This is a genomic window from Roseobacter cerasinus, from assembly GCF_009811755.1.
GTDB lineage: Bacteria > Pseudomonadota > Alphaproteobacteria > Rhodobacterales > Rhodobacteraceae > Roseobacter > Roseobacter cerasinus.
In genome coordinates, this window is record NZ_BLIV01000002.1 from 717,851 (window position 1) to 742,336 (window position 24,486).

The 24,486-nt window shown below is 58.5% G+C and carries 21 protein-coding genes and 1 pseudogene; 11 read left to right on the top strand and 11 right to left on the bottom strand.

Features of this window, described 5'->3' with window-relative positions:
* Window positions 1-31: 31 nt before the first annotated feature.
* Together So717_RS07375 and So717_RS07380 are read right to left on the bottom strand one after the other, a co-directional pair.
* Window positions 32-1,084 (bottom strand): lactonase family protein, encoded by a 1,053-nt coding sequence (locus tag So717_RS07375; RefSeq protein ID WP_159975557.1) that lies wholly within the window; start codon window positions 1,082-1,084, stop codon window positions 32-34.
* 148 nt (window positions 1,085-1,232) lie between these two features.
* Window positions 1,233-2,765 (bottom strand): ABC transporter substrate-binding protein, encoded by a 1,533-nt coding sequence (locus So717_RS07380; protein ID WP_159975558.1) that lies wholly within the window; start codon window positions 2,763-2,765, stop codon window positions 1,233-1,235.
* Window positions 2,766-3,161: 396 nt separating this feature from the next.
* Between So717_RS07380 and So717_RS07385 the strand changes: the two genes are divergently transcribed.
* Both So717_RS07385 and So717_RS07390 read left to right on the top strand, forming a co-directional pair.
* Window positions 3,162-4,184 carry a LacI family DNA-binding transcriptional regulator gene (locus tag So717_RS07385; RefSeq protein ID WP_159975559.1) on the top strand — a complete coding sequence of 341 codons (1,023 nt, stop codon included), beginning with the start codon at window positions 3,162-3,164 and terminating at the stop codon, window positions 4,182-4,184.
* 382 nt (window positions 4,185-4,566) lie between these two features.
* Entirely contained in the window at window positions 4,567-5,076 is a 510-nt protein-coding gene (locus tag So717_RS07390) for a DinB family protein (RefSeq protein WP_159975560.1), read from the top strand.
* A gap of 28 nt (window positions 5,077-5,104) precedes the next feature.
* Here the strand turns inward: So717_RS07390 and So717_RS07395 are convergent.
* Both So717_RS07395 and So717_RS07400 read right to left on the bottom strand, forming a co-directional pair.
* Window positions 5,105-5,212: pseudogene (locus tag So717_RS07395) on the bottom strand (transposase); the annotation flags it as partial.
* A 48-nt stretch (window positions 5,213-5,260) separates the two neighbouring features.
* Complete coding sequence (locus So717_RS07400; protein ID WP_159975561.1) at window positions 5,261-5,734, bottom strand: YHS domain-containing (seleno)protein; 474 nt, start codon at window positions 5,732-5,734, stop codon at window positions 5,261-5,263.
* 186 nt (window positions 5,735-5,920) lie between these two features.
* On the opposite strand from So717_RS07400, the gene So717_RS07405 reads away from it, so the two are divergent.
* Window positions 5,921-6,469: a TetR/AcrR family transcriptional regulator gene (locus So717_RS07405; RefSeq protein ID WP_159975562.1), complete on the top strand. Its 549-nt coding sequence runs from the start codon at window positions 5,921-5,923 to the stop codon at window positions 6,467-6,469.
* A 63-nt stretch (window positions 6,470-6,532) separates the two neighbouring features.
* On the opposite strand, the gene So717_RS07410 is transcribed toward So717_RS07405, so the two are convergent.
* Window positions 6,533-8,116 carry an OpgD/OpgG family glucan biosynthesis protein gene (locus So717_RS07410; RefSeq protein WP_159975563.1) on the bottom strand — a complete coding sequence of 528 codons (1,584 nt, stop codon included), beginning with the start codon at window positions 8,114-8,116 and terminating at the stop codon, window positions 6,533-6,535.
* 913 nt (window positions 8,117-9,029) lie between these two features.
* Here So717_RS07410 and So717_RS07415 point away from each other — a divergent pair.
* Window positions 9,030-10,796 (top strand): adenylate/guanylate cyclase domain-containing protein, encoded by a 1,767-nt coding sequence (locus tag So717_RS07415; protein ID WP_159975564.1) that lies wholly within the window; start codon window positions 9,030-9,032, stop codon window positions 10,794-10,796.
* A 110-nt stretch (window positions 10,797-10,906) separates the two neighbouring features.
* Window positions 10,907-11,284, top strand: a complete 378-nt coding sequence (locus tag So717_RS07420; protein ID WP_159975565.1) for a GNAT family N-acetyltransferase — start codon at window positions 10,907-10,909, stop codon at window positions 11,282-11,284.
* 27 nt (window positions 11,285-11,311) lie between these two features.
* On the opposite strand, the gene So717_RS07425 is transcribed toward So717_RS07420, so the two are convergent.
* From So717_RS07425 to So717_RS07450, 6 genes are all read right to left on the bottom strand, one after another.
* Window positions 11,312-11,743 carry a hypothetical protein gene (locus tag So717_RS07425; RefSeq protein ID WP_159975566.1) on the bottom strand — a complete coding sequence of 144 codons (432 nt, stop codon included), beginning with the start codon at window positions 11,741-11,743 and terminating at the stop codon, window positions 11,312-11,314.
* A 267-nt stretch (window positions 11,744-12,010) separates the two neighbouring features.
* Window positions 12,011-13,219, bottom strand: a complete 1,209-nt coding sequence (locus tag So717_RS07430; protein ID WP_202981897.1) for a gluzincin family metallopeptidase — start codon at window positions 13,217-13,219, stop codon at window positions 12,011-12,013.
* Between the two features lie 152 nt (window positions 13,220-13,371).
* Window positions 13,372-14,733: a TfuA-like protein gene (locus So717_RS07435; protein ID WP_159975567.1), complete on the bottom strand. Its 1,362-nt coding sequence runs from the start codon at window positions 14,731-14,733 to the stop codon at window positions 13,372-13,374.
* A complete protein-coding gene (locus So717_RS07440; RefSeq protein ID WP_238840721.1) occupies window positions 14,730-15,962 on the bottom strand; it encodes a YcaO-like family protein in 1,233 nt (410 codons plus the stop codon). Before So717_RS07440 ends, So717_RS07435 begins: the two co-directional genes overlap by 4 nt.
* A gap of 274 nt (window positions 15,963-16,236) precedes the next feature.
* Window positions 16,237-16,899, bottom strand: a complete 663-nt coding sequence (locus So717_RS07445; protein ID WP_159975568.1) for a hypothetical protein — start codon at window positions 16,897-16,899, stop codon at window positions 16,237-16,239.
* Between the two features lie 816 nt (window positions 16,900-17,715).
* Complete coding sequence (locus So717_RS07450; RefSeq protein ID WP_159975569.1) at window positions 17,716-18,042, bottom strand: hypothetical protein; 327 nt, start codon at window positions 18,040-18,042, stop codon at window positions 17,716-17,718.
* A gap of 562 nt (window positions 18,043-18,604) precedes the next feature.
* Between So717_RS07450 and So717_RS07455 the strand changes: the two genes are divergently transcribed.
* The 6 genes from So717_RS07455 (at window position 18,605) to So717_RS07480 (ending at window position 24,452) form a co-directional block, all read left to right on the top strand.
* Window positions 18,605-19,642: a TRAP transporter substrate-binding protein gene (locus So717_RS07455; RefSeq protein ID WP_159975570.1), complete on the top strand. Its 1,038-nt coding sequence runs from the start codon at window positions 18,605-18,607 to the stop codon at window positions 19,640-19,642.
* A 73-nt stretch (window positions 19,643-19,715) separates the two neighbouring features.
* A complete protein-coding gene (locus tag So717_RS07460; RefSeq protein WP_159975571.1) occupies window positions 19,716-20,216 on the top strand; it encodes a TRAP transporter small permease in 501 nt (166 codons plus the stop codon).
* 11 nt (window positions 20,217-20,227) lie between these two features.
* Window positions 20,228-21,547 (top strand): TRAP transporter large permease, encoded by a 1,320-nt coding sequence (locus So717_RS07465; protein ID WP_159975572.1) that lies wholly within the window; start codon window positions 20,228-20,230, stop codon window positions 21,545-21,547.
* 103 nt (window positions 21,548-21,650) lie between these two features.
* The gene (locus So717_RS07470; protein ID WP_238840723.1) at window positions 21,651-23,192 is read left to right on the top strand and encodes a benzoate-CoA ligase family protein; all 1,542 of its coding nucleotides are present in this window, start codon (window positions 21,651-21,653) and stop codon (window positions 23,190-23,192) included.
* A complete protein-coding gene (locus tag So717_RS07475) occupies window positions 23,189-24,010 on the top strand; it encodes an alpha/beta fold hydrolase (RefSeq protein ID WP_159975574.1) in 822 nt (273 codons plus the stop codon). Before So717_RS07470 ends, So717_RS07475 begins: the two co-directional genes overlap by 4 nt.
* Window positions 23,994-24,452 (top strand): DUF309 domain-containing protein, encoded by a 459-nt coding sequence (locus So717_RS07480; RefSeq protein ID WP_159975575.1) that lies wholly within the window; start codon window positions 23,994-23,996, stop codon window positions 24,450-24,452. The genes So717_RS07475 and So717_RS07480 overlap by 17 nt, the downstream gene beginning before the upstream one ends.
* The last annotated feature ends 34 nt before the right edge of the window (window positions 24,453-24,486 follow it).

The following is a 24,486-nucleotide window of genomic DNA, read 5'->3' on the forward strand; positions in this document are numbered from 1 at the left end:
CTTTGGGTGTTCATCTTGCCTTTGGGCGTGGTCACAGGATTTCAACCCACCCCGGTTCTCCGCCTGTCGGCAGCTCTAGGCGTTTCTCAGGTGCGGCAGATTTTCGGGACACGTCATAGAGCGCGATGCAGTCCCCCTTCAGCGCGCTCAGAACGGCAAAGCGCCCATTTGGGGTCACATCAAAACAGCGCGGGTTTTCAGGTGTCGCCACGATGTGCCGATCCAATGGGCGCCCGCTGTTCTCGTCGATGTCCCAGACGGCAAAGCTGTTGCTGCGGCGCTCTGAGGCAAAGAGCCGATCTCCTCGGGGCGAGACCTTGATCTGCGCGCCCCAGGGGCTGCCCGCGAACCCCTCGGGCAGGATGGACGTGCGCGTTAGCTCCTGAAGGCCCCCGGTCGCCGCATCCAGCCGGTAGCAGATCAGGCTGCCGTCGCGCTGATTGAGGAGATACATGGACCTGCGGTTCGGATGAAAGGCCAGATGTCGACAGCCCGCGCCGGTTTGCAGAGGGATCTCCGGGGGCGTGTTCGCGGTGAACCTGCCGGTTCGTTCGTCGAAGCGCAGGCTGACCAGTATGTCGTCGCTGAGGCTTGGGACATAGGCATACCGGTTGGTGTAGTCGGTCAGGATCTGATGCGCGCCGGGCAGCGGCACCACACTGTCGCTGGCCCGCGCCTGCACAAGCCCGTGATCCCCAAGGGGATAGGCCACCACAAGCCCCGAGGGTTCGGACGCGCCCAAAAGGAAACCGCCGGTCCGATCCACAGAGATATGGGAGAGCTGCGCCATCACCGGCGTGCTCGACATATGCGTCAGATGCCCGGTGACGGGATCAATGGCATAGGTGTCAACGAGGTCGCCGTCGGGACCGGTCTGATCCCCGTACACGGCGGCATAGAGGCGCCGCCGGTCCGGCGCCTGTGCAAGCGGCAAGCCCCTGCCGACCAGACCGGTGCCGCGCCCGGGCAGTACAATCGTTTGGACCTGTTCCAGATCACCTGTCACATCATGGCCCGAAAAGACGTTGATCTCATTGCCCGACAGGCAGGAGACATAGGCGGTATAGTTGCGGTTGGTGGTCACACTCTGCTGCCTATTCCCATGTTCAGCCCAGTGTCAGACGGTCGACGACACCTAAGCTTCGGTCGCTTGTTCGGATGGGACAGAGCGATCCCGGACGAGGGTGTTGCGCACCGACCCCCGGGACCGCTCCTGTTATGACGCCGCGCAGTTACTCCGCGCTTTTGATGAGATGCCAGTGGCTGACACTGTTGGTCGTCACACCCGGGAACGTCCAATCTGCCACCACTGTCGGATCGACGGCAACCTCCGCATGCACGGTGGCCAGCGGCATATCTGCATACTGCTCGAAGAGATAGGTGAACGCCTCCGACGCGATGGCATTGCGCTTGTCAGGATCAATGGTCGCTTCCAGCGTGTTCGCCAGACCTTCGATCTTGTCATCCTCAAAGCCACCGTACGGCGTGCCACGCTCGGTGTGGAAATTCACCAGCGCCGCCTCGGTTGGTCGCAAAGGCGCGTTGCGCACGGGGCTGATCATATAGCTTTCCCGCGCACGGCCCATGGATCCGAGCGTGGGCCAGTCCATCTCCACGATCTTGGTTTGCAGCCCTACCGCATCGAAATAGACCTGCAGCAGTTCAGACATGACCGGGAATTCCGGATTGCCGTTCAGCGTTGACGAGACGATTGGAATGACCGGATCCGCGAAGGCATCGGGGTAGCCCGCTTCTTCCAGCAGCGCCTTGGCCTTCTCCGGGTCATAGCCGTACATCTCTTCGAACCGGTCAAAGAGTTCGGGCACAAACCCCTCGTTACGCGAATCCATCAGCCAACTGACCGCCGGTTCCGCGCGGCCATCGTACAGCACATCAATCATTTCCTGGCGGTTGAGCGCCCGGTTCATCGCCTCGCGCACCAGCACATTGGACCACGGCAGATCGGGGTTGAACGCAGGGTCCCCCGATTTTCCGTACATCCCGTTGAAAATCGCCCCCGTAGCCATGGCCGGATTCTTCGAGGAGATCACTTTCTTGCCCGCGTCGAGAGCCTGTCCCTGCAGCTCGCGCGGAATGCTGGCGATGCTCGCCTCGCCTGAGAGTAGCAGGGCAAGAATGGTCGCCTGCTCCTGCACATACCGTATCTCCAGCACTTCGAAATCCGGTTGTTCGCCCTGCCAGTGATCGGCGACACGCTCGAATGTCACGCCAACACCCGGTTTGCGCTCGACATATTGATAGGCTGCCGTGCCTGCGGGCCGGGTGTTGTACCCGTCAAGCCCCTCGGCCTCATATTGCGCCTTGCTATAGATCACCAAGGACCCGCGCCCCGCATGTTGGAAGGCATAGTCGGTCCGCGGCGTGTCGAACTTGAAGACAATCGTATGATCGTCAATGACTTCGACGGATTGGGCGCGCAGCAGCTCCAGCGAATTGATCGTGCTGTCGGGACCGGTGGTCAGCTCATAGCTGTGCAGCACATCCGCAGCCGTGACCGGGCCCCAGCCATAGTGAAACTCGGCGTCTTTCTTCAGCTTGAAGGTCCATTCCGTGAATGTCTCGTCGGCGAACCAGTCCTCGGCCAGCTCGGAATTGTCGTATTTGCCAGTGATCGGATCATGCCCGACCAGCGCCTGGAACGAGGGCAGCCTTTCCCCGGTGCCGCCCCAGAACAGGTTGGATTCGTTTTGCGGCACTGTCGTCGCAAAGACCACGCGGTCCGCAGCGACGGCGGACGTTGCCATGAAAGACGCCACAAGCGCACTCGCCACTGCCGTTCTGACCGGCGCATTCCAACAAAAGTCTCGAAGTTTCATCTACTTTTCCTCCCAGTAAATTCCCATGGCTGCGTCTTTTGGATTGAGATCGTGTGGACCGGTTCCTGCCCAAAGCCACGCGAGCCTCCTACCCGCCTCAGCCAAAGTCGATGTCCAAGACCTGCGGCCTACAGCGCGCGGGCGCCAAGCAGCGGTCTTGCGATGATCAGGGCCAGCGCATCGAGGCGACACACGCCTCAGTTTGATCTATCCGGCCCTCTCCCATGGAAAAAGAGTTATCGATAACCTAACGTTAAGTCAACTCTGACCGGTCCGACGGGCCGTTCTGTTGTCGGTGATCCGAATTGTGATTACGGTGCGCGCATGAATGAGCCTGTGAGACCCAAAAAGAGAGTAACTTTGGCCGATGTCGCGGTCCGTGCGGGTGTCAGTCAGATGACGGCGTCAAAGGTTTTGCGCGGCACAGGCAGCATTTCCGCCGACACGCGAAACCGGGTCAAACTGGCGGCCAGCGATCTGGGATACGTTCCCAACCTCTTTGCCGGGTCATTGAGCTCAAGATCCAGCAACATCGTTGCTGTCGTGCTGCCCTCGATCAACGACGCGGTTTTCGGCGAGGTCGTCGCGGGCATCAACGACGTGCTCCGCCCCGAGGGCTATGTCACGTTCATTGGCGAGTCGCACCTCAATCCTGAGACCGAAGAAAAGATCCTTCAGACCGTGCTGTCGATGCAGCCTGCGGGCATCATCCTGACCGGCGGCATCCATCGGACGGCCAAGGCCAACCAGACGCTGCAGAACTGGGAATGCCCGATCATTCAGATCTGGGACGAAGAAGACGAACACTATGATGGCTGCATCGCACCCAACCATGCCAAGGCGGGCCGTCTGGTGGCGCAGCATTTCATCGACCGAGGCGTCAGACGACCCGCTTACATCGGTGCCGAGCTGCGCAAGGACATCTGCGCCGCGCGGCGTCTGGACACGTTCCGGCAGACCATCAAGGAGGCGGGCCTGAGCCTTGTTGAAATGATCGAACAGGATCTGCCCCGACAGCCGCAGACGGGTCGGACGCTGGTCGCAGAACTGATGCAGGCCCATGCCGAAACAGATGCGATTTACTTCCTGAATGATGCGATGGCGACCGGCGGTCTCTCTTGGCTATATGAGGCCGCCTATGCGGTGCCCGATCAGGTCGCGGTGGCCGGTTTCAACGGAACGTCACTGATGCATGCCATCCGCACCCGCCTGACCACCGTGCATGTCGAGCGCCTCAAGCTGGGCCAGGTTGCCGCGAAAGCCCTGCTCGAGTCGATCGAGACCAGCTCAGCGGAAAAGAGGCGCCAGATCTTCTATGTCGAGCTATCCAAGGGCAACACCACGTAGCAGCGGCGAGAGCGCACGTCTGCCTCATTCTGTCACGATGACAAAGCGCTCCGGGCCACGCGCGCCCCATTGCTTGCGGGTAAATTGAGCACTAGGCGGACATAGATGGGGCCAGTAGCAACCGTCTCGGCGGCAAATAGAAGACGGACCGGTGCAAAAGCCGGGCGGGTCGCCGTCATTGAGAAAATGCCCGATTGCAGGGCGTCAAAGCAAAGACGTCCATCGCAATCAAGTGCATGACCAACTGCAGCTCTGTAAGTGTTTGCTAAAGCGGGGTTTTCAATCGTGATTGTGGGTGAGAGAATTTGTCGAAAGCGACAGTCGCATGCCGTCCATTTCCAGTCCAAAGAGCAGTAAGATTTGCACGTGGGAGCAAGCTGTTATGATTGATATCGAATACGCACGGACAATGTCGCGATATGACAGGTGGCAGAACCAGTCGCTTGTGGCGGCGGCCGATAGGATGACCCAACAAGATGGGTGGAAGGACAGGGGCGCGTTCTTTGGATCCATTGCTGGAACGCTGAACCATATCCTCTGGGACCATCGCGTTTGGCTTGCGCGCCAGCGGGGCGACAGCGCGACTGCCAGCGAGATCGGCGCACGCCAACCCTATACAAACGCGCCGCGTGAGTGGTCTGATTACAAGCGCCAGCGACGGGCACTAGACGAGGAAACCGGAACGTGGTGCGATCGCCTGACCGCTGCTGACGTCTCACGGCCCGTAAGATGGATGAGAGGCAACACGCCTGTCGTCACAGAGTTCGGCTTCAATCTCGTCCACATGTTCAATCACGCAACACACCACCGGGGGCAGGTTCATGCCATGCTGACGGCTGCCGGCGTTGATCCGGGGTCTACAGATTTACCCATGCTGCCCAATGATGTCTAAACAGGCATAGGCGCAAACAGCCATCGGCGCTGCCGCCGCGAAAAGGCAGACTCACGTTCAAGCTCTTCTGGCGGCGGTACAGAATGCTGACGTCTGGCACCGACCAGCCCAAGCCGATGAGCCGCAACAGGCTTTGGGGTATCTCGCGGGGCAACGAGGTTGGCGGCCCCGCGAAACAACTACTTTATTGTTGCAGCGAGGCCGGTTCCGCGCCCTCGATGTTTTCCCAGTTCGCATCAGCTTGCTGGATGAAGCCGGGGATGTCCTTGGACCAGCGCTCCTGAATGTCTTGGGACAGGTTCAGGAACAGCTCTCCATCAACGATTTTCCAATGCTGCGGGTCCCCGTCAAACTTGAAACCCATGGCGGCCCCAAAGGCACAGTAGCCACCGTATTCCGGCAGGAAGGACTCAGGGTTTTCTTCGAAGGCCGCTTTGTGCTCTTCATTTGCGAACCAATATGTGGCGTCGTTGTGCGCAACTGTGATCTTGTAGCTGCCTTTGGTGGCCTCACCCAGAGTGAAGTAGGCGACCGGGTCATAGCCCTGCATGGCCAGGCCCGTGGAAGATGCGTTCAGCTCCGGACCTGCCGCCAGTGCGGAGGTTGCAACAGCGAAGGTCAAGGCTGCGGCGAGGCCGGCAGATTTGAAAAATGTCATCGGATTTCCTTTTCTGAGCGGCGCGGGCTCTGCGCCATATGTGTGGATCTGTGTTCCGGCTGGGGGGAACACCTGGACAGATACAGTTTAGAACCATTCAGTACAAAACAAGTAAACGTGAGCATAGCGTGAGGCCGACGTGCCGTGCTGTGTTGAGACGACCGTTCTTTTGTGTGAGGTTCAGACATGGCACGGCCCCGCGAATTTGAATATGAGACAGCCCTGCAAGGTGCGATGGATATCTTCTGGCAACAGGGATATCGCGCCACCAATCTGCCGGATCTGTTGCAGGCCATGGGGCTGACGCGGGGCAGCTTCTATCAGGCCTTTGGTGACAAGGAGGCAACCTATCTTCAGGCGCTGGATTTCTACGACGCTTGTGTGGTCAGCAAGACGGTAGACATGCTGAACCAATGCAATGCAGACGATGCGACAGCCTGCCTGCTGCCCCTGTTTCAGCCAAACGGCAAGGAGGCGCGGGGCTGCTTCATCTGCAACGCCATGGTTGAGTTGGGGTCCGAAAATCGACGCGCCGCGGAGAAAGCCAATGCGATGGCCGGTCGTTTGCGCGCTGCGATACTTGGCGTGCTGACCCGTTGTGGCGAAGGGCGCGGTGAACGCAGCCCCTCGGACACCGCAGATCTGATGCTGCATCTCTATTTCGGCAAACAGGCCATGGGCAAGGCGGGTGGGTCCTCCAATGACTGGGAGGCCCGGCTGCGGTCACTGCTGTGAGCGGTTCACGCGAACACCTCTATATGCTGTCCGGGTTTTTGAGCAGCACCTGCCTATTTTGGCTCATTTTTTTATATTGCTACGCATCCACTGGAAGAGCCAGACCTCTGAGAGCTTGCGGTCCTCATCCGCGACATGGGCCATCAGCTCGATCAGATCCGCCTCCTGGCCATCGACGTCAAAGAACAGCCGCCAGCGGTGATCGGCGTCGTCGATCTTGTGCAACACCGCGTTGGAGATCTCACCGGCCGAGGCTGTCACCACCGGAAAGACAGCCGCCTCCGGGTCGAGACCGCCTAAGACACCGCCTTCAAAATCAATGACGAATTTGCGCAGATTGCGGTTCTCTACCGGCACGCCCGAGGCCCCGCCCACTCCGGTCCGCGTACTTTGCACGTAAGCCAAGGCACCGCTGTCCTCCGCTGGCAGCGCACCCCAATGCATCCGGTAGCGATAGGTGCGGTTCTCGCCCGCTTGCGGGGCGACGTCGGGTGTCCAGAGCAGAACGATGTTGTCGTCAATCTCCAGATCCGCCGGGATCTCGACCAGGCGGATTTTGCCCGCACCCCAGTCGCCCAAGCGGTCGATCATCACCGACGGGCGGTTGTGATACTGCGCGCCGGCATCCTGATAGGCCTCGTAGCTCCTGTCCCGTTGGATGAGGCCGAACTCCATGATCCCCTCATCCGCGAAAAAGGAATTCGACACCCGCGGCGGGTTGTTGAGCGGCCGCACCAGAACATCACCAGAGCTGTGCACCATGCGCAGCAGATCACTGTCATGAACCTGCGGGCGGAAGTCATCAAAGCGGCGCTCGGAATGCTCTGCGAAGTAGAACATCGAGGTCAGCGGCGTGAGGCCCAGATGCGCGACCGACGTCCGGAAATAGAGCGCGGCCTCCACTTCGATGACCGTATCGGCGCCAGGTGTGATCACAAAGTGATACGCCCCGGTGACAGAGGCGCTTTCCAGGGCGGCGTAAACCTCGATTGTGCTGTCCCCGGTGGCCGGGCGCTGGACCCAGAAGGCAGAGAAGCGCGGGAACTCCTCCGGGCCGCTTTGCCATGTGTTCAGTGCCAGCCCACGGGCGGACAGCCCATAGCTGTTGCCCGATCCCAACGCCCGGAAATAGCTCACCCCCAGAAAGGTAATCAACTCGTCATATTTACCGGGTGCGTTGAACGGTGTGTTGATCTTGACGCCCGCCACCCCGGGCAGCGAGGTCTGGTCGGGCAGCTTCTCTCCGACCTGATTGCGATACTCGAAATCTCCGGTGCGGAACGTCAGGGGGCGGGCCATGCCCTGCACGATCTCGTAAATCCCGACGGGCTCCTGAAACAGCCAGCCTGGGTGGAAGGCCTCCAGGCGAAACCGGGTGTCCGTCTGCGCCCAGAGGGCCGCATCAGGGCGGAAGTAGATGTTGCGGTAGTCGTCATAACTCAGTGCGCTCAGAGCCGTATCGAGTGGCGCAGGCGGGGCATGCGGCACAGCGGCGCGCGCCTTCATCTCACGCTTCAACCCATCGAAGGAAAAGGGGGTCTCGGAGGGTGTCTGCGTCTGGGCGACAAGCAGGTTTGGCCCGAGAGCCGTGCTCGCCAGCAACCCGCCGAGAACCCGCCGGCGGGAGTGTCTGTGTGTCCGTATCATAGCAGTCGCGGCCTTTCGTGATCTCGCGGTATAGTGCCTGCTGATCCCGGCGTGACAAGCCGCCACCCATCACAATACCGCAACACATCTTCCGAACAGCGCATCTGACATCGAAGGCTCAGCTATAAAAACACGCAAAAACGAAGGCGCGCCTGCTGCTTTTACGCAATGTCCTGCCCGACCTTTCTGTAAGAGATCCCGCAGTAGCAAGTATGTTACACGAGATTTACTATGATTTTTACAGGTATGGATGTCAGGCCAACCATATGTGCCGTCCGCCTGCAGTGTCGTCCAGACCCCGGCACCTTTGGCGCGCGGCGTTTGGACCTCGAAAAACCATACTCCTGAACGATGGGGCGCGACCCGTTCACAATCGTCTGTATCGAGCCGCAGTGATCTTACAGGCTCTTAAATATGTTCTATTTTTTGCCGTGAAATAGGCACGCGTCAGATCGCGGCGCCAATGTTTGATCTGCCTGTGACATCCCCTGCATCGCCTTCAGCCTTGTTGCAAACGCACCCGATGCCTCTCCTGATCCGGATCTCCAGCACAACCCCCGCACTTTGGCCGGATTTCATCGCCATGCCGCGCCTCTCGGTCGATACCAGTGGGCAACCCTGAACTTGAGACCTCCAAACCACGAAAGCGACCCGTGCAGCGCACAGTTATGTCAGGATCTCCCGATCGCTCCGCTGCACGTAATGCGGGCCAGTTGCGCCTCACCTGGTTAAGCCAGATGAGGCATAATCACCGCGCATCTGCCTAAGTTGAGGTGCACCACTAGACAAAAAAATCAAAGGCACCGGAAACGAGTTTGCTGTAGTAACTGCCATAGGAAGTGGGTTATCAACACGTGGTCGGCCCACGCCTCGCCATTTCTGGCGCCAAAGTGGGTGTGGGTGTGGGTGTTGGATGGAGCCTTCTCAAGTCACACATTACGGTCTTACGACAGTCCTTGTCGCGGATATCTATGGTTTCTCAAGACTTATGAGCCGCGACGAGGAAGAGACCTCGATTCGAGTATCCCGTGCAATCGACCTGATCCGACAATTGGCAATCGACTACGGGGGAACAATAAAAAACATCGCCGGAGACGGCGTGTTGGCCCTGTTCGACAGTGTGTCAAACAGCGTGCAGTTTGCGGTGGCGATGCAGCAAGAGTTTCTGAACGATGCTGTTTGGAACTCCGGGTCTGATCCACTCTCTTTTCGTATCGGCATCAATATGGGTGAAGTGCGAGAAGGGCATTTCGGCATGCACGGCCATGCGATCAACGTGGCAGCGCGGCTTCAGGGGCTGGCAAAACCAGGCGGTATCTGCGTGTCGGAAGTTGTCTCCCGCGTCGCACGGGACCAACTTCAACTGCCCCTGAAGTCACTGGGCACGCCTGTTCTGAAAAACATTGACGACCAGATCGAAGTCTTTGAGATTGAACCCAAGGCACTTTCCATACGCGCACCAGCCGAAGCGCCGACGATCATTGAGCGCGTGACGACGCTACAGGATCTGCCGGACAACTCGGTTGCTGTGCTGCCGCTTGAAAACCTGTCCGGTCAGCCCCAAAATGCGCATCTTTGTAACGGGGTAACCGGCGATATCATTTCGAACCTGACGCGGTTCAAGGCGTTGCATGTGATCGCGCAGCAGTCATCGAACCTGTTTGCCGGCCGGCACATGCCGATCAGTGATATCGGCAGACTACTGGGCGTCAGATATCTGGCGACAGGGGGCTTTCAACGCTCAAACAATCAGCTGCGTGTTCAGATTCAGCTTCTTGAGGCGGAATCAGGTCGTTCAGTCTGGGGAGAGACCTTCAGTGGCAACATCGAAGATATTTTCACATTCCAAGATGAAATAACCGCAATCATTGCATCCTGCTTGTCGGTAAAAATCGACAAGGCCGAGCGGCAACGACAGCAGCGGAAAGCGCCGTCAGACCTACAGGCTTACGGCCTTATCTTGCGTGGCCGCGATGTATACGCGCAGCCCCGGCGAGAGCTGAACCTGCATGCACGGCGGCTCTTCGAGCAAGCCTCTGCCATTGATCCTGACTATGCGGCCTCCTACACCAGCATCTCGCGGACGTCGAATGACGCCTGGAGGTTCAACTGGGTCGATCACCCCGACGGTGCCCTTGACGACGCCATCTCAAACGCCGAGATGGCCTTGCGCCTGGACCCCGATGATGCACGCGGGCATGCAGCGCTTGGCAACGCGTGCCTGTACAAACGCCGTCATGATGAATCATTGGCCGCCTACGAACGCGCCATTCAATTCAACCCGAACGATGCTGATATTCTGGCCGAAATGGGTCATTCCGCAGGTGTCTACGGCGAGCCGGAGCGTGCAGTGGAGTTGATCAAGCGCGCCATGCAGCTCAATCCCTTCTATCCGGATTGGTACCTATGGCATCTCGGCGAAGCCTATTTTGATATGAGTGACTACGAAGAAGCGATACGAACACTGACCCAGATGCGGGACAAGACCGATGCGTATCGCATGTTGACGGCCAGCAACGCCCTGCTTGGGCGTATGGATGTGGCCAAACGTCATGCAGCGCAGATCCTCAAGACCCATCCGGAATTCACGCTGACACATTGGGAAAATGTGCCTCCTGACCGCAATCCCGGGCCGCGGGATCGATTGATCGAAGGGTTGAAGAAAGCAGGTCTGGAGTGAGCAGGTCGAGCAACCCGGCATCTGTATCAGATGTTGCGCCTCCGGACTTCGCACTGCGGCCCGCTCAGGACGGTGATTTCAGCTTTGCCCGACGCCTTTACATGGACTCGATGAAACCCTTGCTGATGGCGTTGGACGCATGGAACGCGGATGAAATGGAAGCCGCGTTTCGCAGCTATTTCGTCCGGGACGAGATCAAACTGGTCATGTTGGACGGCCGGGACGTGGGCTGGTTTCAGGTTTCCCAGACTGACACTGACATGTGCATTGATCAGCTTTACCTCCTCCAGGAGGTGCGCGGTCAGGGCATTGGCGCAGCTTTGGTCAAATCCATCATCTCAGAGGCCGCGGAGCAAGACAAAGATGTCTGCTTATCATTCGTCCACGGCAACCCTGCCCACACTTTGTATCACAGGCTTGGCTTTCGCCAGATATCTGAAGACGATACAAAAATCCACATGCGATATCAAAACGAACAGGCCTCGTAGCGATGTCAGCCCGGGCTGGGGCAGCGTTTAGTCGCTGCCACCAAATGCCTTGCCACCGCTGTAGGCTTTACCGCCGCTATAAGCTTTGCCACCGCTATAGGCCTTACCCCCGCTATAGGCTTTGCCGCCGCTGTGACCAGCACCGCCTTGGCTGAGTTCGGCGTCAAGCAGGATTTGATCCAGGGGGCCAATCTCGGGGTCCAAACGGATGGAAAAGTCGGACTTTTCATAGGCCCAGGCCCGGACGTCATCGGCAAAGAGGATATTGCGTTGTGCAAGCCCAGCCTGATCGACGCTACCCCGCCCGCGCGTCGCAACCGCCTTGGCGTCTTCCGCCGGCGCGCCAGCGCCGTGAACAAGAAAGATCTGAGGCCGTGCCAGGTCATAATAGTGACCTTCGAAGCTGAACCCGAAGATCCTGGCAAACCGCGCGTTGCCGCCTGCCAGTTGCGCATCCAAAAAGCCGTTCCTGTCTTCTTGGACGGGTGTTTTCGTCTCTCCTGAGGCCGGATCATCGGCTCCGCCAGCAGGCGTTTGTGGCGCCGGGACCGCCTTGTATACAAAGTCATCCAATTCTCTGCCAAACAGCAAAATTGTCGAAAAATTGATTAATCTATCACCCACGTCTTTTCCCTCCTAAAGCACCTGCAGCCAATTCTATGCCGCATCTCAGTGCGCTTATGGCATATGGGGCTGCTGGATGTCAGTAACTTCTTTGAAGCGACGCTACCGTATCTGCGAAATTTCATGCAACATTCTAAAGGGTAAACGACCTCCGCAGCGATGCGGAAGGTCGTCTGGAACATCTGTGCGACTGGAAAAGGCGTGACTGGACTCATCAGGCGGGGCAAGGCGCGGACCTGCGCTGATGACACCAATGCCGCGGCGCTCCATATTCAGGGAGATAATGCGGTGATACTGCCCACCTGACATCGCATGATCGACCTCCAAGAAGGTCTCATAGACATCCGCAAAGTCCAGTGTTTCAATTGAGAGACGCTCCCAGATACTCGCCATGGCAAACCCCATGTAGTCACGTGACCCGACCAAGGCATCTGCAAAACCTCCGGGATTGCGGGCATATGCCTGATCAAAGAGCGGCTGAATGACCTTGTGATAATCCGGATCACCTTCCAGACGGTCGGACAAATCTTCCAGTTCTTCGGAGATCAGGTGACCGCGCAGAAGATTTTCGTGGAAAATATCGATCCAGATGTCAAAGAGCGCCCCAGTCAGAACTTGTGACAAATCGTGCTCATAGGCCCAGCCATCGGCAAACTCATAAAGGGTTCGGTCGTTGGAGGCGGATCTTAGCTGGCTGCTGTTCGACACCTCACCAAAACGGCTTAACCTGTTGAAAGAATAAAGGTTTCCGCTTGTCGAGTCCAGCAGGCCGACCACTGCGCTGTCGAAGTGCAGCAGGGAAATCAGCGCCACCATGTCAGCGGCGGATTCGTGAAATCCGAAGTACTCCCCGTGCACCTCGACTTTGCCGGGAAGACCGATCTCGTTGTAAATGATGAGATGTCCCAATTCATGCGACAGGATATCAAAGCTGAGGCCGAACTCGACCAGCTCTCCGGTCTTGAGAGTGTAAGAGCCAATCTCGATGGAGCCGAACCCAGCGAAGGCATTGTCCAATCCCCGCAGAAACAGGATCTCAAGGCGGTCGTAGTGGTCTTGAAAGTGCCACTCCAACTGCCGCTCGAAATAATGCTCCCAGATATCCATCGTAAAACGGATTGCGCCAAATGCGTGGGCTTGCTCAAACGCATAGGTTCCAATCTCCAGATGGTCAAAATGCCCCTCCGGGTCCGGGTGAGCTTCGGGCAGAACCGGTCCATTCCAGGGTGGACGGTAGTGAAACGTCGCGCCGCTGGGTGTCGGGTAGTAGCCATAGGCGCGTTCCTTACCCACCGGATCAATGACATACATTCGGTGATCTGCAGGACCGGGCAACAGCGACCCGGCGGGTGAAGAGACCCAAACCGTTTCAGGCTCCTGTTGCTGATCCAATGAAGGCAGCTGCGGAAACAGTCGAAAACGCGTGCCACCGGAATGTTCAGTTTCAACGTATCGCACGCGGTCTACCTTTCCATTATCAGCGGTTGCGTCGGCGCATCATAATCATCGCCCCGCGATGCCTCATCTTGCCAAAGAACATAGGTCCGGGCCATCATTTGTTCGAACTCAGTGCGGTCCGCAAAGTCATTTTGCCCGATGAAAGCATCGAGATCGTCGGGCACCGCTTGATTGCGGACCTGCTCAAAATACCAGATCAAAAGCATGGCGGGGTTGATATCCAGATCGCTCGCTGTTGGGTAAGGGGTGCCAAGGCGATCAAGGGCCATCCCCATCCGTTTTGCCTCGGCCAACAGCTTGTCGTAACCTCCGTCAGCTTTCAGCGTTTCGATCATGGCCAGGTGGAAAGCATCACGATGGGCGGCGATGGCCGCCGTTAGACGCAGCTCCGCTGCAATCTGTTCCTCAAGCGCAGGCAAATCCAGATCATTGGCCGCCAGCCAGCTTTCCAGAACCTCTCCGGTGTAAAGTCTGTTTTCCGCGCGAAATCTGGTCATAGCCCGGTTCAAATCCGCCTGCGGGATTTCAAAGACTTGTTCGGACATCAAACGACTAGCCGCTCGACAGCGCAGGTCGGCGTAAAATGTCGGGTCCACGCGCGCCTGATCAATCACCAACAACATTTCTCTGTTTGGGCCTGTCTTCTCGACCGAGCGTGTCAGTGTCTCCCACATTGCAGTGTGTTGGAATTCGAAGTTTTGTGCAGGGGTAACGCGGGCCTCTCGATAGAATCGTGCCATCTCAGATACCATCTCGAGGGCATCAAGGCGTTTTTGGTCAACGGCCCCGGTTGGCAGCCAGTTTTCCAACTCTTCTAGGCGCAACCTCGGATGCTTTTCCCTGGTTTGCTGAATAAGGCTCTTCCACGACCGCTCCGGAAAGTGCATTTTCTTGGAGACGTCTATCAGACAGTCTGCATCACCAGCGCTGAGTACACCCGCCGACACGGACCGCCTGAGTGATGCACGTATGTTCACCATCGGGACTGAGAGCGCCACATACCCCAGATCCGCTGGACCATGCTGCAGCGCAACCTCATCGTCATCTTCGAGCGTTCCCTCGCGGAACGCCTCAAAAATCGCGCCGACCCCTATCATCCCGAAGCTGTGCAGTTCAGCAGCCCGCAACGCGCCCATACTTGATGCGCCAAAGACTGGGATGTCCCGCGTGATCGCAAACAGGATTTCCTTGTGCCACACCGACGGAACACCGCTGAAGTATCCATCGATGAGGCCGATGCCGGTAGCCCCCTCCTGGCAGGCCAGATAAACGTCGCCTGCGCGCGCCGGGGGGCGAACCTCAACCTCACTCAATGCAGTCCTGACGTCGTCCGCGTGGAGTGTCGGGCCTGTGAAAACATAGATCATCGGGCAGCCTGCTCCAACACGCGGTGCGCACGTTCTCCGGGGCAATAGTCATCGTGATCATGCGGGCCTTCCAAACCCGGAATGACAATTCGGTGCACTGGAATGCCAAATGCTGGCTTGGTCAGATCCACATCTATGACCTCAGCGACACCCACCGCCCTAAGACGCGCCAGCACCCAGTCCAAATCCTCTTCCAACGTGTCAAGCACACGCGAAGGTACAGCTTCAAACGGGATCAGCTTTGGCGATTGCGCTGCCATCAAGCGCTGCGCATACCGGTTCTTTTCGGCGATGCCCTTGGACGAATATTCATCATGCCGCAAATCATCGCGCGCCCCGGTGATGTAGTTGGTCCGCACCTGCACGGCTTCGGTCACCGCCCGGAGGAGCGCGACTCTGCTGCTGGGGTGCGTGCCGGCCCCACTGCCCGAGTGCCCGTTCTCAACCTGCATATCCGCAATCAGACAGTGAAACGTCGCAACGCCGACGTCCCCCGTCATGTCCCAAATCGCGACCGACATGCCTGCCTTTTGCAAAATCTCAAGCAATGACCGGCAAACCTCGTCGGATATGCTGTCCAAATCAAGTCTGGTTTCGGTCTTTGCGCCAAACGGCAAGATATGCCACAGCGTGTTCGCATCTCGCTCGATCACCTCGCACATGCCATGCACAACGGCTTCCAGCCGATGATTGCCAGACGCCAAACCGTTTGTACTTGCGACAAAGCATCCGGCGTGAGGCCGCCGCGGCAATGTGTAGTCCGTATGTACCAACTCCGACGGCAGCCAAACGCGATCGCCCGAGAGAAGGTCGCGCCCCTCTGCCCAGAAGATCGGCCGGTCGGGGTGAAATGCCGTGCCATCCAGAAACGGCAGTCGTTTGATATCGATCACACGCCCGCGCATGCTCACATCATCAAAACGACCTTCGAACAGGGGCAGATCAATCTCTTCTGCATGAAAGCCTTCTACCGCCTCCATGATTGCAGACGCCTTGGCCGCTGCAAGGCTCAAACCCTTTCCTTGCGACACGGATAGAGAGCGTGAGTTTGGTCGATAGGCGTTAAAGACGGGGATGCCGATCCGATCAAGCCCGGTCACGTTCGCCACTCTCGTAATGCCCATGGCCGAGAGGCGTGGTTCGACAGTCTGAAGTGTCTGAGCCGGAGCTATGACGCGGTGCGTGCCGTCGGCGAATGACTTGCGAGTGATGTCCATGTCAGATGACATAACAGCATAGAACCTGACGATGGGAAAAGAAAAAGCGTCTTCGTCATGTTCACCGAAGATCGGGTCATTCTTCAACTTCGTAGGTCATCGGTCAGCCCATGCTCCGCTCCTTGGCCGAAGACCTGGCTGGTGACGCGCGTCGGGCTGCCCCACTGAATCAAGCCCGCCCGACTCGAAAAAGACGATCAGCTTAATCGGCACATCCTCGCTATCTATGGTTGACTAAATATAGAATTGCAAAAAAGAACACCCGATCAGTGCAAGTGCATCATATCTAGTTGAAATCGTCATAGCCTCTCTTTCGCACCCAGACAAATCTGTCAATTTTCGAAACCACTGCAACGTCAATAGGCTCTCCAACAGTTTCGATATCAGTGGACATGCGGCGACGCAGCGACGTGAGGCGAACAAATGCATCCGCAAGAGAGGGCAGCTCCAATTTCGGCAGACTCTTGGCGGCCTCCATCACCGGTTCAAGGAAATTTAGGCGCTTATAGTCCGACAGCATTCCGCCGATGTGAACAAACTTCTTTTCAAGTATCTTCGCCAACTTTTCTTGAATTGCCTCTGCCTTTTCTGGTTCAGCAAGTTGGTCCACCGTAAAAAACGCAATTTCGCGTGACAGTTGCTGGAGCGCACCAATCGCATAACGCTCATAGTGCTGATCCACACCTTGAAGAAACCAATGCACCATATCTCTCTGGGCGAGCGGAATAATGACCGCCTTGTTGGAATGCGTGACGCTGCGGTCTATTTCCAGCTTCACTTTCAGCTTGCCTGGCATAATGCACTGGATATTAAAGCAAAGCGCTGCCGGTAATAGCTCCTCTGATCCGAAGCCAGCAAAGACCAAACCAGTGTGAGACATTGAAAAGTAATCGCGATTGACCAGAAGAGTACATATTCGCCAAAGGCGGCGACGGGCATCGCGATTCAACGTATTTTTGTCAACCTGTGAATAGACCGTATTTCAGCTTTGTAAATGCTTCGCCGACATTGCCAGAGAAAGTCGATGTCCGACTGCTCTTCTTCAGGCGCGAGTACCGGGCAATTGTCCAGATACGCTTCAACTTCCTTGAGGGCTTGATCCATTTCGTTGGTCGGGATGACGTCGCCCCCGACCGCCAACAGGCACTCATCCAATAATTCGTCGAGGTTTAGAGCGTCTGACGAAATACCTGAGACGTCGCATATCACGTAACGCGTTGAAATCTATGATTTCAGGCAGCGCTATGTGATTCAGGTTTTTCGCATGACGCTTTAAGGTTATGAAATCAAGAAGCGCTTCCTCAGCGGTCACATGAGTCGGAATAAACTCGTGCAAAAGCGACACAAAATGATCTGCGCAATCTCGGACTGTTGCGTGATTGCAGTCGCTGTGTTTTTGGGAATAATCACTAATGATTGTTTCCCACGGCACACCCAGGAATTCTGGCGTGTGATAGATCATCACACCGATGCCGTTTGGCGGGTGAGCGCCCCCATGCTACCGCTGCCAAAGACGTGAATAGCCTCGCACCATGCTGACCGGGTAGGCTGTCCGGCTTGCGTGTCTTTGTCGAGTCTTCCGGTTGTTCGAGAACTGAACCATCATCATCAACTGACATAAGCTTCCCGTCAGGTGCGCTCCTCTATCAGGAGCTTGTCAATCGGGAAGACGTACTGCTGGCCTGCGCGACCAACGCCGGTTTGCGTCTGCAGATGACCGAGCGTTCAGCCAGCCATTCACAGCCGCAGCGTCGCTATGAAATGATCAGAACTCTTCCCATTCATGATCTTTGCTGGCCATGACAACATCAACTTCGCTGTATCTGAGTTCTGATCTGAACGCCCTATATAGTGCATGCAATTCATCGTCTGAGTTTTCAGCGGGAGGCATGGTCGCTGAGCGTTTTTTCAGGACCGCCCCCAAAACGTCGACAAGTGATCCCACGTTGTCTAGCGTGCAGGCCGCTATAAATCTTTCAGCCTGCATGCGCTCCAATATCATTTCTTGTCGCTGTTGATCGTCAAACAACGGCCCCAGACTCGTCGGCTGACCAATGTCACGCAATAGAATTTCATGCAGTTGCCCAGCCATAGCTTTCTCCGATCGTAAACTTGGCCTTCCGGTTTTCACCTGGCCAACTTGTCAGAGACACTGTAGCGGAACGCCGATCCCACTGCCGAGTTAATTTAACTTTTAGTTAAAATCGTCAGTTTCGGGTCAGAGTGGAGGTTTTATGAAGGACGTCCTGAGTCTGCCACGTCCAGGACTTATCTGCCACACCGGTCACAGATCGGATATTCGTCTTGGCCAGCGCACCGCCACTTGCGGGCTGTGCGGTTGAGGTCTGCTCTTTTGGGAAACAACGTATTGAGCGTACCCTGAGCGCGCGTCTGCAGGGTGCACAAGCGTCTCTCGGCCCCGGATTTCCTATGGACGCTGCGGTGCAGGCAAAGGGTCAAACCCTGTTCGTTGAGTCTGCCAACCCTCCTCTGGATGCAATCGCTGCTTTCCATGTCTGTGCGTGCCCGTTGGTTGCGCCTGTTGCTACGGAATGCAGGTGACATCCTGTCTCATCTGCAATAGCAATTTAGCAGGGAAGACGTGTTCAATGCCGCACGAAGGCGCGCAGAACAGGGTAACGGGAGGAACCAACATGATCATTTCACGGAAATCTTTTTTGTCTCTGGCCGGGGCTGCCTTGGCCTTTGGCGTCACGGCAGGAGCGGCCGCTGCACAGGAGGTGACACTGCGGCTGCACCAGTTTTTGCCACCGCAGGCCAATGTGCCCAAGCTGGTGCTGGATGTCTGGGCCGACAAGGTGGAAGAGGACAGCGCAGGCCGCATCAAGGTGGAACGCTATCCCTCGATGCAGCTGGGCGGCAAGCCGCCTGAGCTGATGGATCAGGCGATTGACGGCGTGGCCGATATCGTCTGGACGGTTGTGGGCTATACGCCGGGCCGCTTCCCCTCGACGGAAGTGTTCGAGCTGCCTTTCATGATGACAAACGCCCGTGCTGCGTCCCGCGCCTATTGGGAGATGTTCGAGACCCACATGAAAGACACGGAGTTCAAGGATGTGCACATCCTTGGCACATGGGTGCACGGGCCCGGGCTGATCCACGTCAACAAGGAAGTGCGCACGCCGTCGGATATGGAAGGGCTGAAGATCCGGGGTGGCTCGCGATTGGCGAATGCGCTGTTGGAGAAGGTGGGCGCCACGCCCGTTGGCATGCCAGTGCCTGCCGTGCCGGAGGGGCTGTCGAAAGGGGTGCTCGACGGCACCACGATCCCTTGGGAGGTTACAGCGGCGCTGAAGATCCCGGAGCTGGTGGACAACCATACCGAATTCACAGGCAACGCGCTTTATTCGCTGACCTTTGTTCTGGCCATGAACAAGGACCGGTACGACGGGCTGCCGGACGATCTGAAACAGGTAATCGACGACAACTCCGGCGTGGAATTCTCCGTCTTTGCGGGCGGTACGCAGGCTGACAGCGATGGCCCGGCGCGTGAGGCCGCAGCCGCACGGGGCAACAACATCGTGACCCTGACCGAAGAGGAAACCGCTGTTTGGAAGACCGCCGCGCAGCCGATCTATGACGAGTGGGTGGCCGAGATGAACGAGAAAGGCATCGATGGCCAGGCGCTGATCGACGAGGCCCGCATGCTGATCGACAAATACACCGAATAGGTCCCGCGGTTTTCAGCTTCGCAGCACTGCGCCATGTGCTGCGGAGCGTCATGTTTCGGAAACGGAGTTCAAGATGCATCAGGTCGTGCAGCTGCTCGCCCGAGGAACGGCGATTGTTGGTGGGCTGGTGCTCGTTGGGCTTGTCATCCTGACCACAGTCTCGACCGTGGGGCGTGAGCTTGGCATCGGCGAGGTCAACGGCAGCTATGAGATCCTTGAGGCAGGCGTCGCCTTTGCGATTTTCTCTTTCTTTCCGGTCTGCCAGCTTTATGGGGCCCACGCGACCGTGGATATCTTCACCTCGAAACTGCCCGGGCGCTTGAACCGCCTGATTGCAGCCTTCTGGGAGGTTGTGCTGACCGCCGCACTGATCCTGATCAGCTGGCGGCTCTACGAGGGGATGCAGCGCTACATCGGCAATGGTGAGACAACCTTCTTTCTGCAGTTTCCGGTCTGGTGGGGCTATGCCTGCAGCTTTGCCGCGTCCGTTGTCACCTGCATCGTGGCGGTCTATTGCGCGGCTCTGCGTATCCGGGAAAGCCTCTCGGGGCGCGACCTGCTGCCAACTGCCTGAGGACCTGAGATGTGAGCAACCTCGAACTTGGCTTTTGGTCTTTCCCCATCCTGCTGATCATGGTGCTTCTGCGCGCGCCCATTGGGCTCGCCATGCTGCTCTGTGGTTTTGCGGGCTGGTATTTTGCCATGGGCGGCAACCCGAACGTCTTGCTCAACAAGCTGAAATCCGAGACCTATACGCAGTTTTCCAGCTACTCGCTGTCGATCATCCCGATGTTCCTGCTGATGGGACAATTCGCGACGCTCTCGGGCATGTCCTCAGCGCTCTTCAAAGCGGCGGAGAGCTTTTTGGGCCACCGGCGCGGCGGGGTCGCCATGGCCTCTGTCGGCGCCTGTGCGGGGTTTGGTGCGATCTGCGGGTCGTCCCTGGCCACGGCGGCGACCATGTCGAAGGTCGCGCTGCCCGAGCTGCGCCGCTACGGCTATTCGGGCGGCTTCTCGACGGCGACACTGGCAGCAGGCGGCACGCTGGGCATCCTCATCCCGCCGTCGGTCATCCTCGTCATCTACGCCATCCTGACCGAGCAGAACATCGCCAAGCTGTTCCTTGCGGCCTTCGTGCCGGGCATTCTCGCCGCGCTCGGCTATATGCTGACCATCTCTCTCTATGTGCGGCTTTACCCTGCCTCTGCGGGCACGCGCCCGCCACAGCCCATGTCTGAACGCTGGGCCGCACTCGCCAAAACCTGGCCGGTGCTGGTGATCTTTGGCGTTGTGGTCGGCGGCATCTATCTGGGCTGGTTCACGCCCACCGAAGGCTCCGCCATTGGCGCTGCAGGCACGGGGCTAGTGGCGGTGCTGTCCGGTTCGCTCAACTGGGCGGTGTTCCGTGACAGCCTGCTGGGCACGGCGCGCACCACCGCCATGATCTTCTTTATCGTGCTGGGCGCGGGGTTCTACAACAGCTTCCTCGCGCTCTCGGGCGTGCCGCAGTTCATGGCGGATTGGGTGCTGGGCCGAGGCTTCAGCCCGTGGTTCGTGCTCTCGATCATCCTGATCTTCTACCTGATCTTTGGCTGCCTGATGGACAGCCTGTCGATGATCCTGCTCACCGTACCGATTTTCTTCCCCGTCATCTCGGCCATGGATTTTGGTATGTCGCCGGAGCATGTGGCAATCTGGTTCGGTATCCTTGTGCTGATCGTGGTGGAGGTCGGGCTTATCACGCCGCCGGTGGGCATGAACCTCTTCATCATCAACGCCATGGACCGCGAGACCCCGATGACCGAGACCTACAAAGCGGTCATGTTCTTTGTCGGGTCGGATATCGTTCGGGTGATCATCCTGGTGCTGTTTCCGGCGATCACGCTGTTCCTGTTGCCCGGCTGACGGGGCAATGCACAAAAATGCAGTGTGACATGCAGTGTCTTGCGGAGCGGCAAGCGCCATGCACTATAGAGCAAAACACCAGCCGTCACGCGGGGAGGGTGCCGTGACCACAACCTCAGCCAATGCCGCCGACTTCTTTGTCGACCGCCACCTTGCCGAAGGACGTGCAGACAAGATCGCCCATCAGGAAGCCAGGACGGCGCGGAGCCTCAGCTTCGCACAGCTGGCAGAGGGCGCAGGCCGTGTCGCAGGTGCGCTGCTACGCGCAGGCATCCGTCCGGAAGAGCGCATCGCGATGGTCATGCTCGATACGCTGGAGTTTCCACAGCTCTTTTTTGGTGCGCTCAAGGCGGGTGTGGTTCCAATCCCGATCAACACGCTGCTGGCAGCGCCGGTCTATGATGCGATCCTACGCGACAGCCGTGCGGTGGCGCTCTTTGTCTCTGCCCCGCTTTACGAGGCGGTGAAACCGGCGCTCGCGGGCAACCCGTACCTCAAGACCGTGATCGTGGTGGGGGATGAGGTACCGGAGGCGCAATCCTTCGGCAGCTTTGTAGCCGGAGCCGAGGTTTGTGAGACCTGCCCGGCTTCACCCGATCAGGTGGCCTTCTGGCTCTATTCATCGGGCTCCACGGGGCAGCCCAAAGGCGTAATGCACGTGCACTCCAGCCTACGCGCCACGGCGGACACCTACGGCAAGCATGTGCTGGGCCTGACGGCGGAGGACCGGGTGCTCTCCGCCGCCAAGCTCTTCTTTGCTTACGGGTTGGGTAACGCCATGACCTTCCCCCTGGCGGCAGGTGCGACCACAATCCTTTTTGGCGGCAGACCGACGCCCGGTGACATGCTGACGACGCTAGAGACAGAACAGCCCACGGTCTTTTGTGGCGTGCCGACGCTCTATGCCGCCATGGTGGCCGAGATGGACCGGTCCGGCGCGCCGCAGGCCCCACTGCGCCGCTGTATCTCCGCCGGAGAGGCGTTGCCAGAAGATGTGGGGCGACGATGGCAGTCGCTGACCGGGGTCGATATCCTTGATGGGGTCGGCTCGACCGAGATGCTGCACATCTTCCTCAGCAATCGGGCCGACGATTTGGCCTATGGCACCTCCGGCACGCCGGTGCCTGGCTATGAGGTGCGGCTTGTGAATGAGGCCGGGCAGGAGGCCGCCGACGGTGAGATTGGCGAGCTGCTGGTCAATGGCGCCTCTGCCGCCATGGGCTATTGGAACCAGCGCGAGAAATCGCGGCAAACCTTCGAAGGGGTCTGGACCCGCACGGGCGACAAATACGAGCGCCGGGCGGATGGGCGGTTCATCTACTGCGGGCGCACCGATGACATGTTCAAGGTGTCCGGCATCTGGGTGTCGCCCTTCGAGGTGGAGCAGGCCCTGGTCAGCCACCCGGTGGTGCTGGAGGCGGCGGTGGTCGCGGCGCAAGACGACCATGGGCTGGACAAGCCGAAAGCCTTCATCGTGCTGGAAGCCGAGGCTCCGCCCGATCTGCACGCGCAACTGACCGAGCATGTCAAATCGCGGGTCGGCAAGTGGAAGTACCCGCGCTGGATCGAAGTGGTGGATGACCTGCCAAAGACCGCCACGGGCAAGATTCAACGCTTCCGGCTGCGGGAGGCCTCCACATCATGACGGCTTGGGGTATTGAGGCGCGCGCGCGCTTAGACGTGCAAGGCAGGCGCCTCGAATGCGCCTGCTACGGGCCACCGCCGGGCGATGCGCCAACGCTGGTGTTGCTGCATGAGGGCTTGGGCTGCGTTGACCTTTGGCGTGACGTTCCTGAACGCTTGGCAGCCGAGACCGGGTTGGGAGTGTTTGCCTACTCCCGTCAGGGGTACGGCCGGTCCGACCCCGTTACGCGGCCACGCCCGCTCGACTATATGGAGCGCGAGGCGCGGGACGTGTTGGCTGCGGTCATGGATGCAGCGGGTTTGCAGGATGTGATCCTTTTGGGGCATTCCGACGGGGCCAGCATCGCGGCGGCCTATGCCGGATCTGTCAGCGACAGGCGCGTGCGGGGGCTTGTCCTGATCGCTCCGCATTTCTTTGTCGAAGCGCAGGGGTTTGAGGCGATCCGCGCGGCGGGTCGCGACTTTGCGACCGGGGACCTGCGCGCCCGGCTCGCGCGCTATCATGATGACGTCGTGGGTGCCTTCCACGGCTGGCATGACGCCTGGACAGACCCGGGTTTTGCCACTTGGTCGATTGCCGACGCCATTGATCACTGGCGCGTGCCTGTGCTGGCGATTCAAGGGCGTGAAGATGCTTACGGTTCTCTGGCCCAGATCGAGGAAATCAGCACCCGCATCTATGCGCCCTTCGAAGAGCTGATCCTCGATCACTGTGGTCATGCCCCGCATCTGGAGCAGCCGGATCAGACTATCGCGGCGATTGCCGCGTTTTGTGCCCGTTTGGTGCGGTTGGAGCGGGCGGATGTTGCGGTGGCCTGACCTGCCGGAGGATCTGCGCCCGTCGCACGCCTACGTGCCGGGTCAGACGGCGCGCCATCCAGAGGATTGGTTTGAGAGCATCAAGGCGACCGTCGGCACATCTCCAGACAGGCTTTGGGACACATCGGCGTTTCAGACCGGTCTCGCCTATCTGGGCGCGGGATACTTCTGGGAGTGTCACGAGGTTCTTGAGGCGGTCTGGTTACACACCGCCGACCCCAGTGCCGAGCGGGAGATGGTGCAGGCGTTGATCCAACTGGCCAATGCCCGGCTGAAGCTGCAGATGCAGCGCCCCCGCGCGGCGCGCCGGCTCTGCGCGATGGTGCAAGGGCATCTGGCGGGCTGTGGTGGTGAGGCAGAGGTACTTGGCCTCCGCGTTAGGGATGTTCAGGAGGAGGTTGCCGCCACGCTGAAGCGCGTAGATATGCGTGATATTGCATAATTACCCAGAATTTATTGCATGATTGGCGGTTGGT

Coding starts and splice junctions, on each gene's coding strand:
- So717_RS07380 (WP_159975558.1), bottom strand. CDS start 2,765: ATGGCAACGTCCGCCGTCGCTGCGGACCGCGTGGTCTTTGCGACGACA.
- So717_RS07385 (WP_159975559.1), top strand. CDS start 3,162: ATGAATGAGCCTGTGAGACCCAAAAAGAGAGTAACTTTGGCCGATGTC.
- So717_RS07390 (WP_159975560.1), top strand. CDS start 4,567: ATGATTGATATCGAATACGCACGGACAATGTCGCGATATGACAGGTGG.
- So717_RS07400 (WP_159975561.1), bottom strand. CDS start 5,734: ATGACATTTTTCAAATCTGCCGGCCTCGCCGCAGCCTTGACCTTCGCT.
- So717_RS07405 (WP_159975562.1), top strand. CDS start 5,921: ATGGCACGGCCCCGCGAATTTGAATATGAGACAGCCCTGCAAGGTGCG.
- So717_RS07410 (WP_159975563.1), bottom strand. CDS start 8,116: ATGATACGGACACACAGACACTCCCGCCGGCGGGTTCTCGGCGGGTTG.
- So717_RS07415 (WP_159975564.1), top strand. CDS start 9,030: ATGGAGCCTTCTCAAGTCACACATTACGGTCTTACGACAGTCCTTGTC.
- So717_RS07420 (WP_159975565.1), top strand. CDS start 10,907: ATGAAACCCTTGCTGATGGCGTTGGACGCATGGAACGCGGATGAAATG.
- So717_RS07430 (WP_202981897.1), bottom strand. CDS start 13,219: ATGTATGTCATTGATCCGGTGGGTAAGGAACGCGCCTATGGCTACTAC.
- So717_RS07435 (WP_159975567.1), bottom strand. CDS start 14,733: ATGATCTATGTTTTCACAGGCCCGACACTCCACGCGGACGACGTCAGG.
- So717_RS07440 (WP_238840721.1), bottom strand. CDS start 15,962: ATGTCATCTGACATGGACATCACTCGCAAGTCATTCGCCGACGGCACG.
- So717_RS07450 (WP_159975569.1), bottom strand. CDS start 18,042: ATGGCTGGGCAACTGCATGAAATTCTATTGCGTGACATTGGTCAGCCG.
- So717_RS07455 (WP_159975570.1), top strand. CDS start 18,605: ATGATCATTTCACGGAAATCTTTTTTGTCTCTGGCCGGGGCTGCCTTG.
- So717_RS07460 (WP_159975571.1), top strand. CDS start 19,716: ATGCATCAGGTCGTGCAGCTGCTCGCCCGAGGAACGGCGATTGTTGGT.
- So717_RS07475 (WP_159975574.1), top strand. CDS start 23,189: ATGACGGCTTGGGGTATTGAGGCGCGCGCGCGCTTAGACGTGCAAGGC.
- So717_RS07480 (WP_159975575.1), top strand. CDS start 23,994: ATGTTGCGGTGGCCTGACCTGCCGGAGGATCTGCGCCCGTCGCACGCC.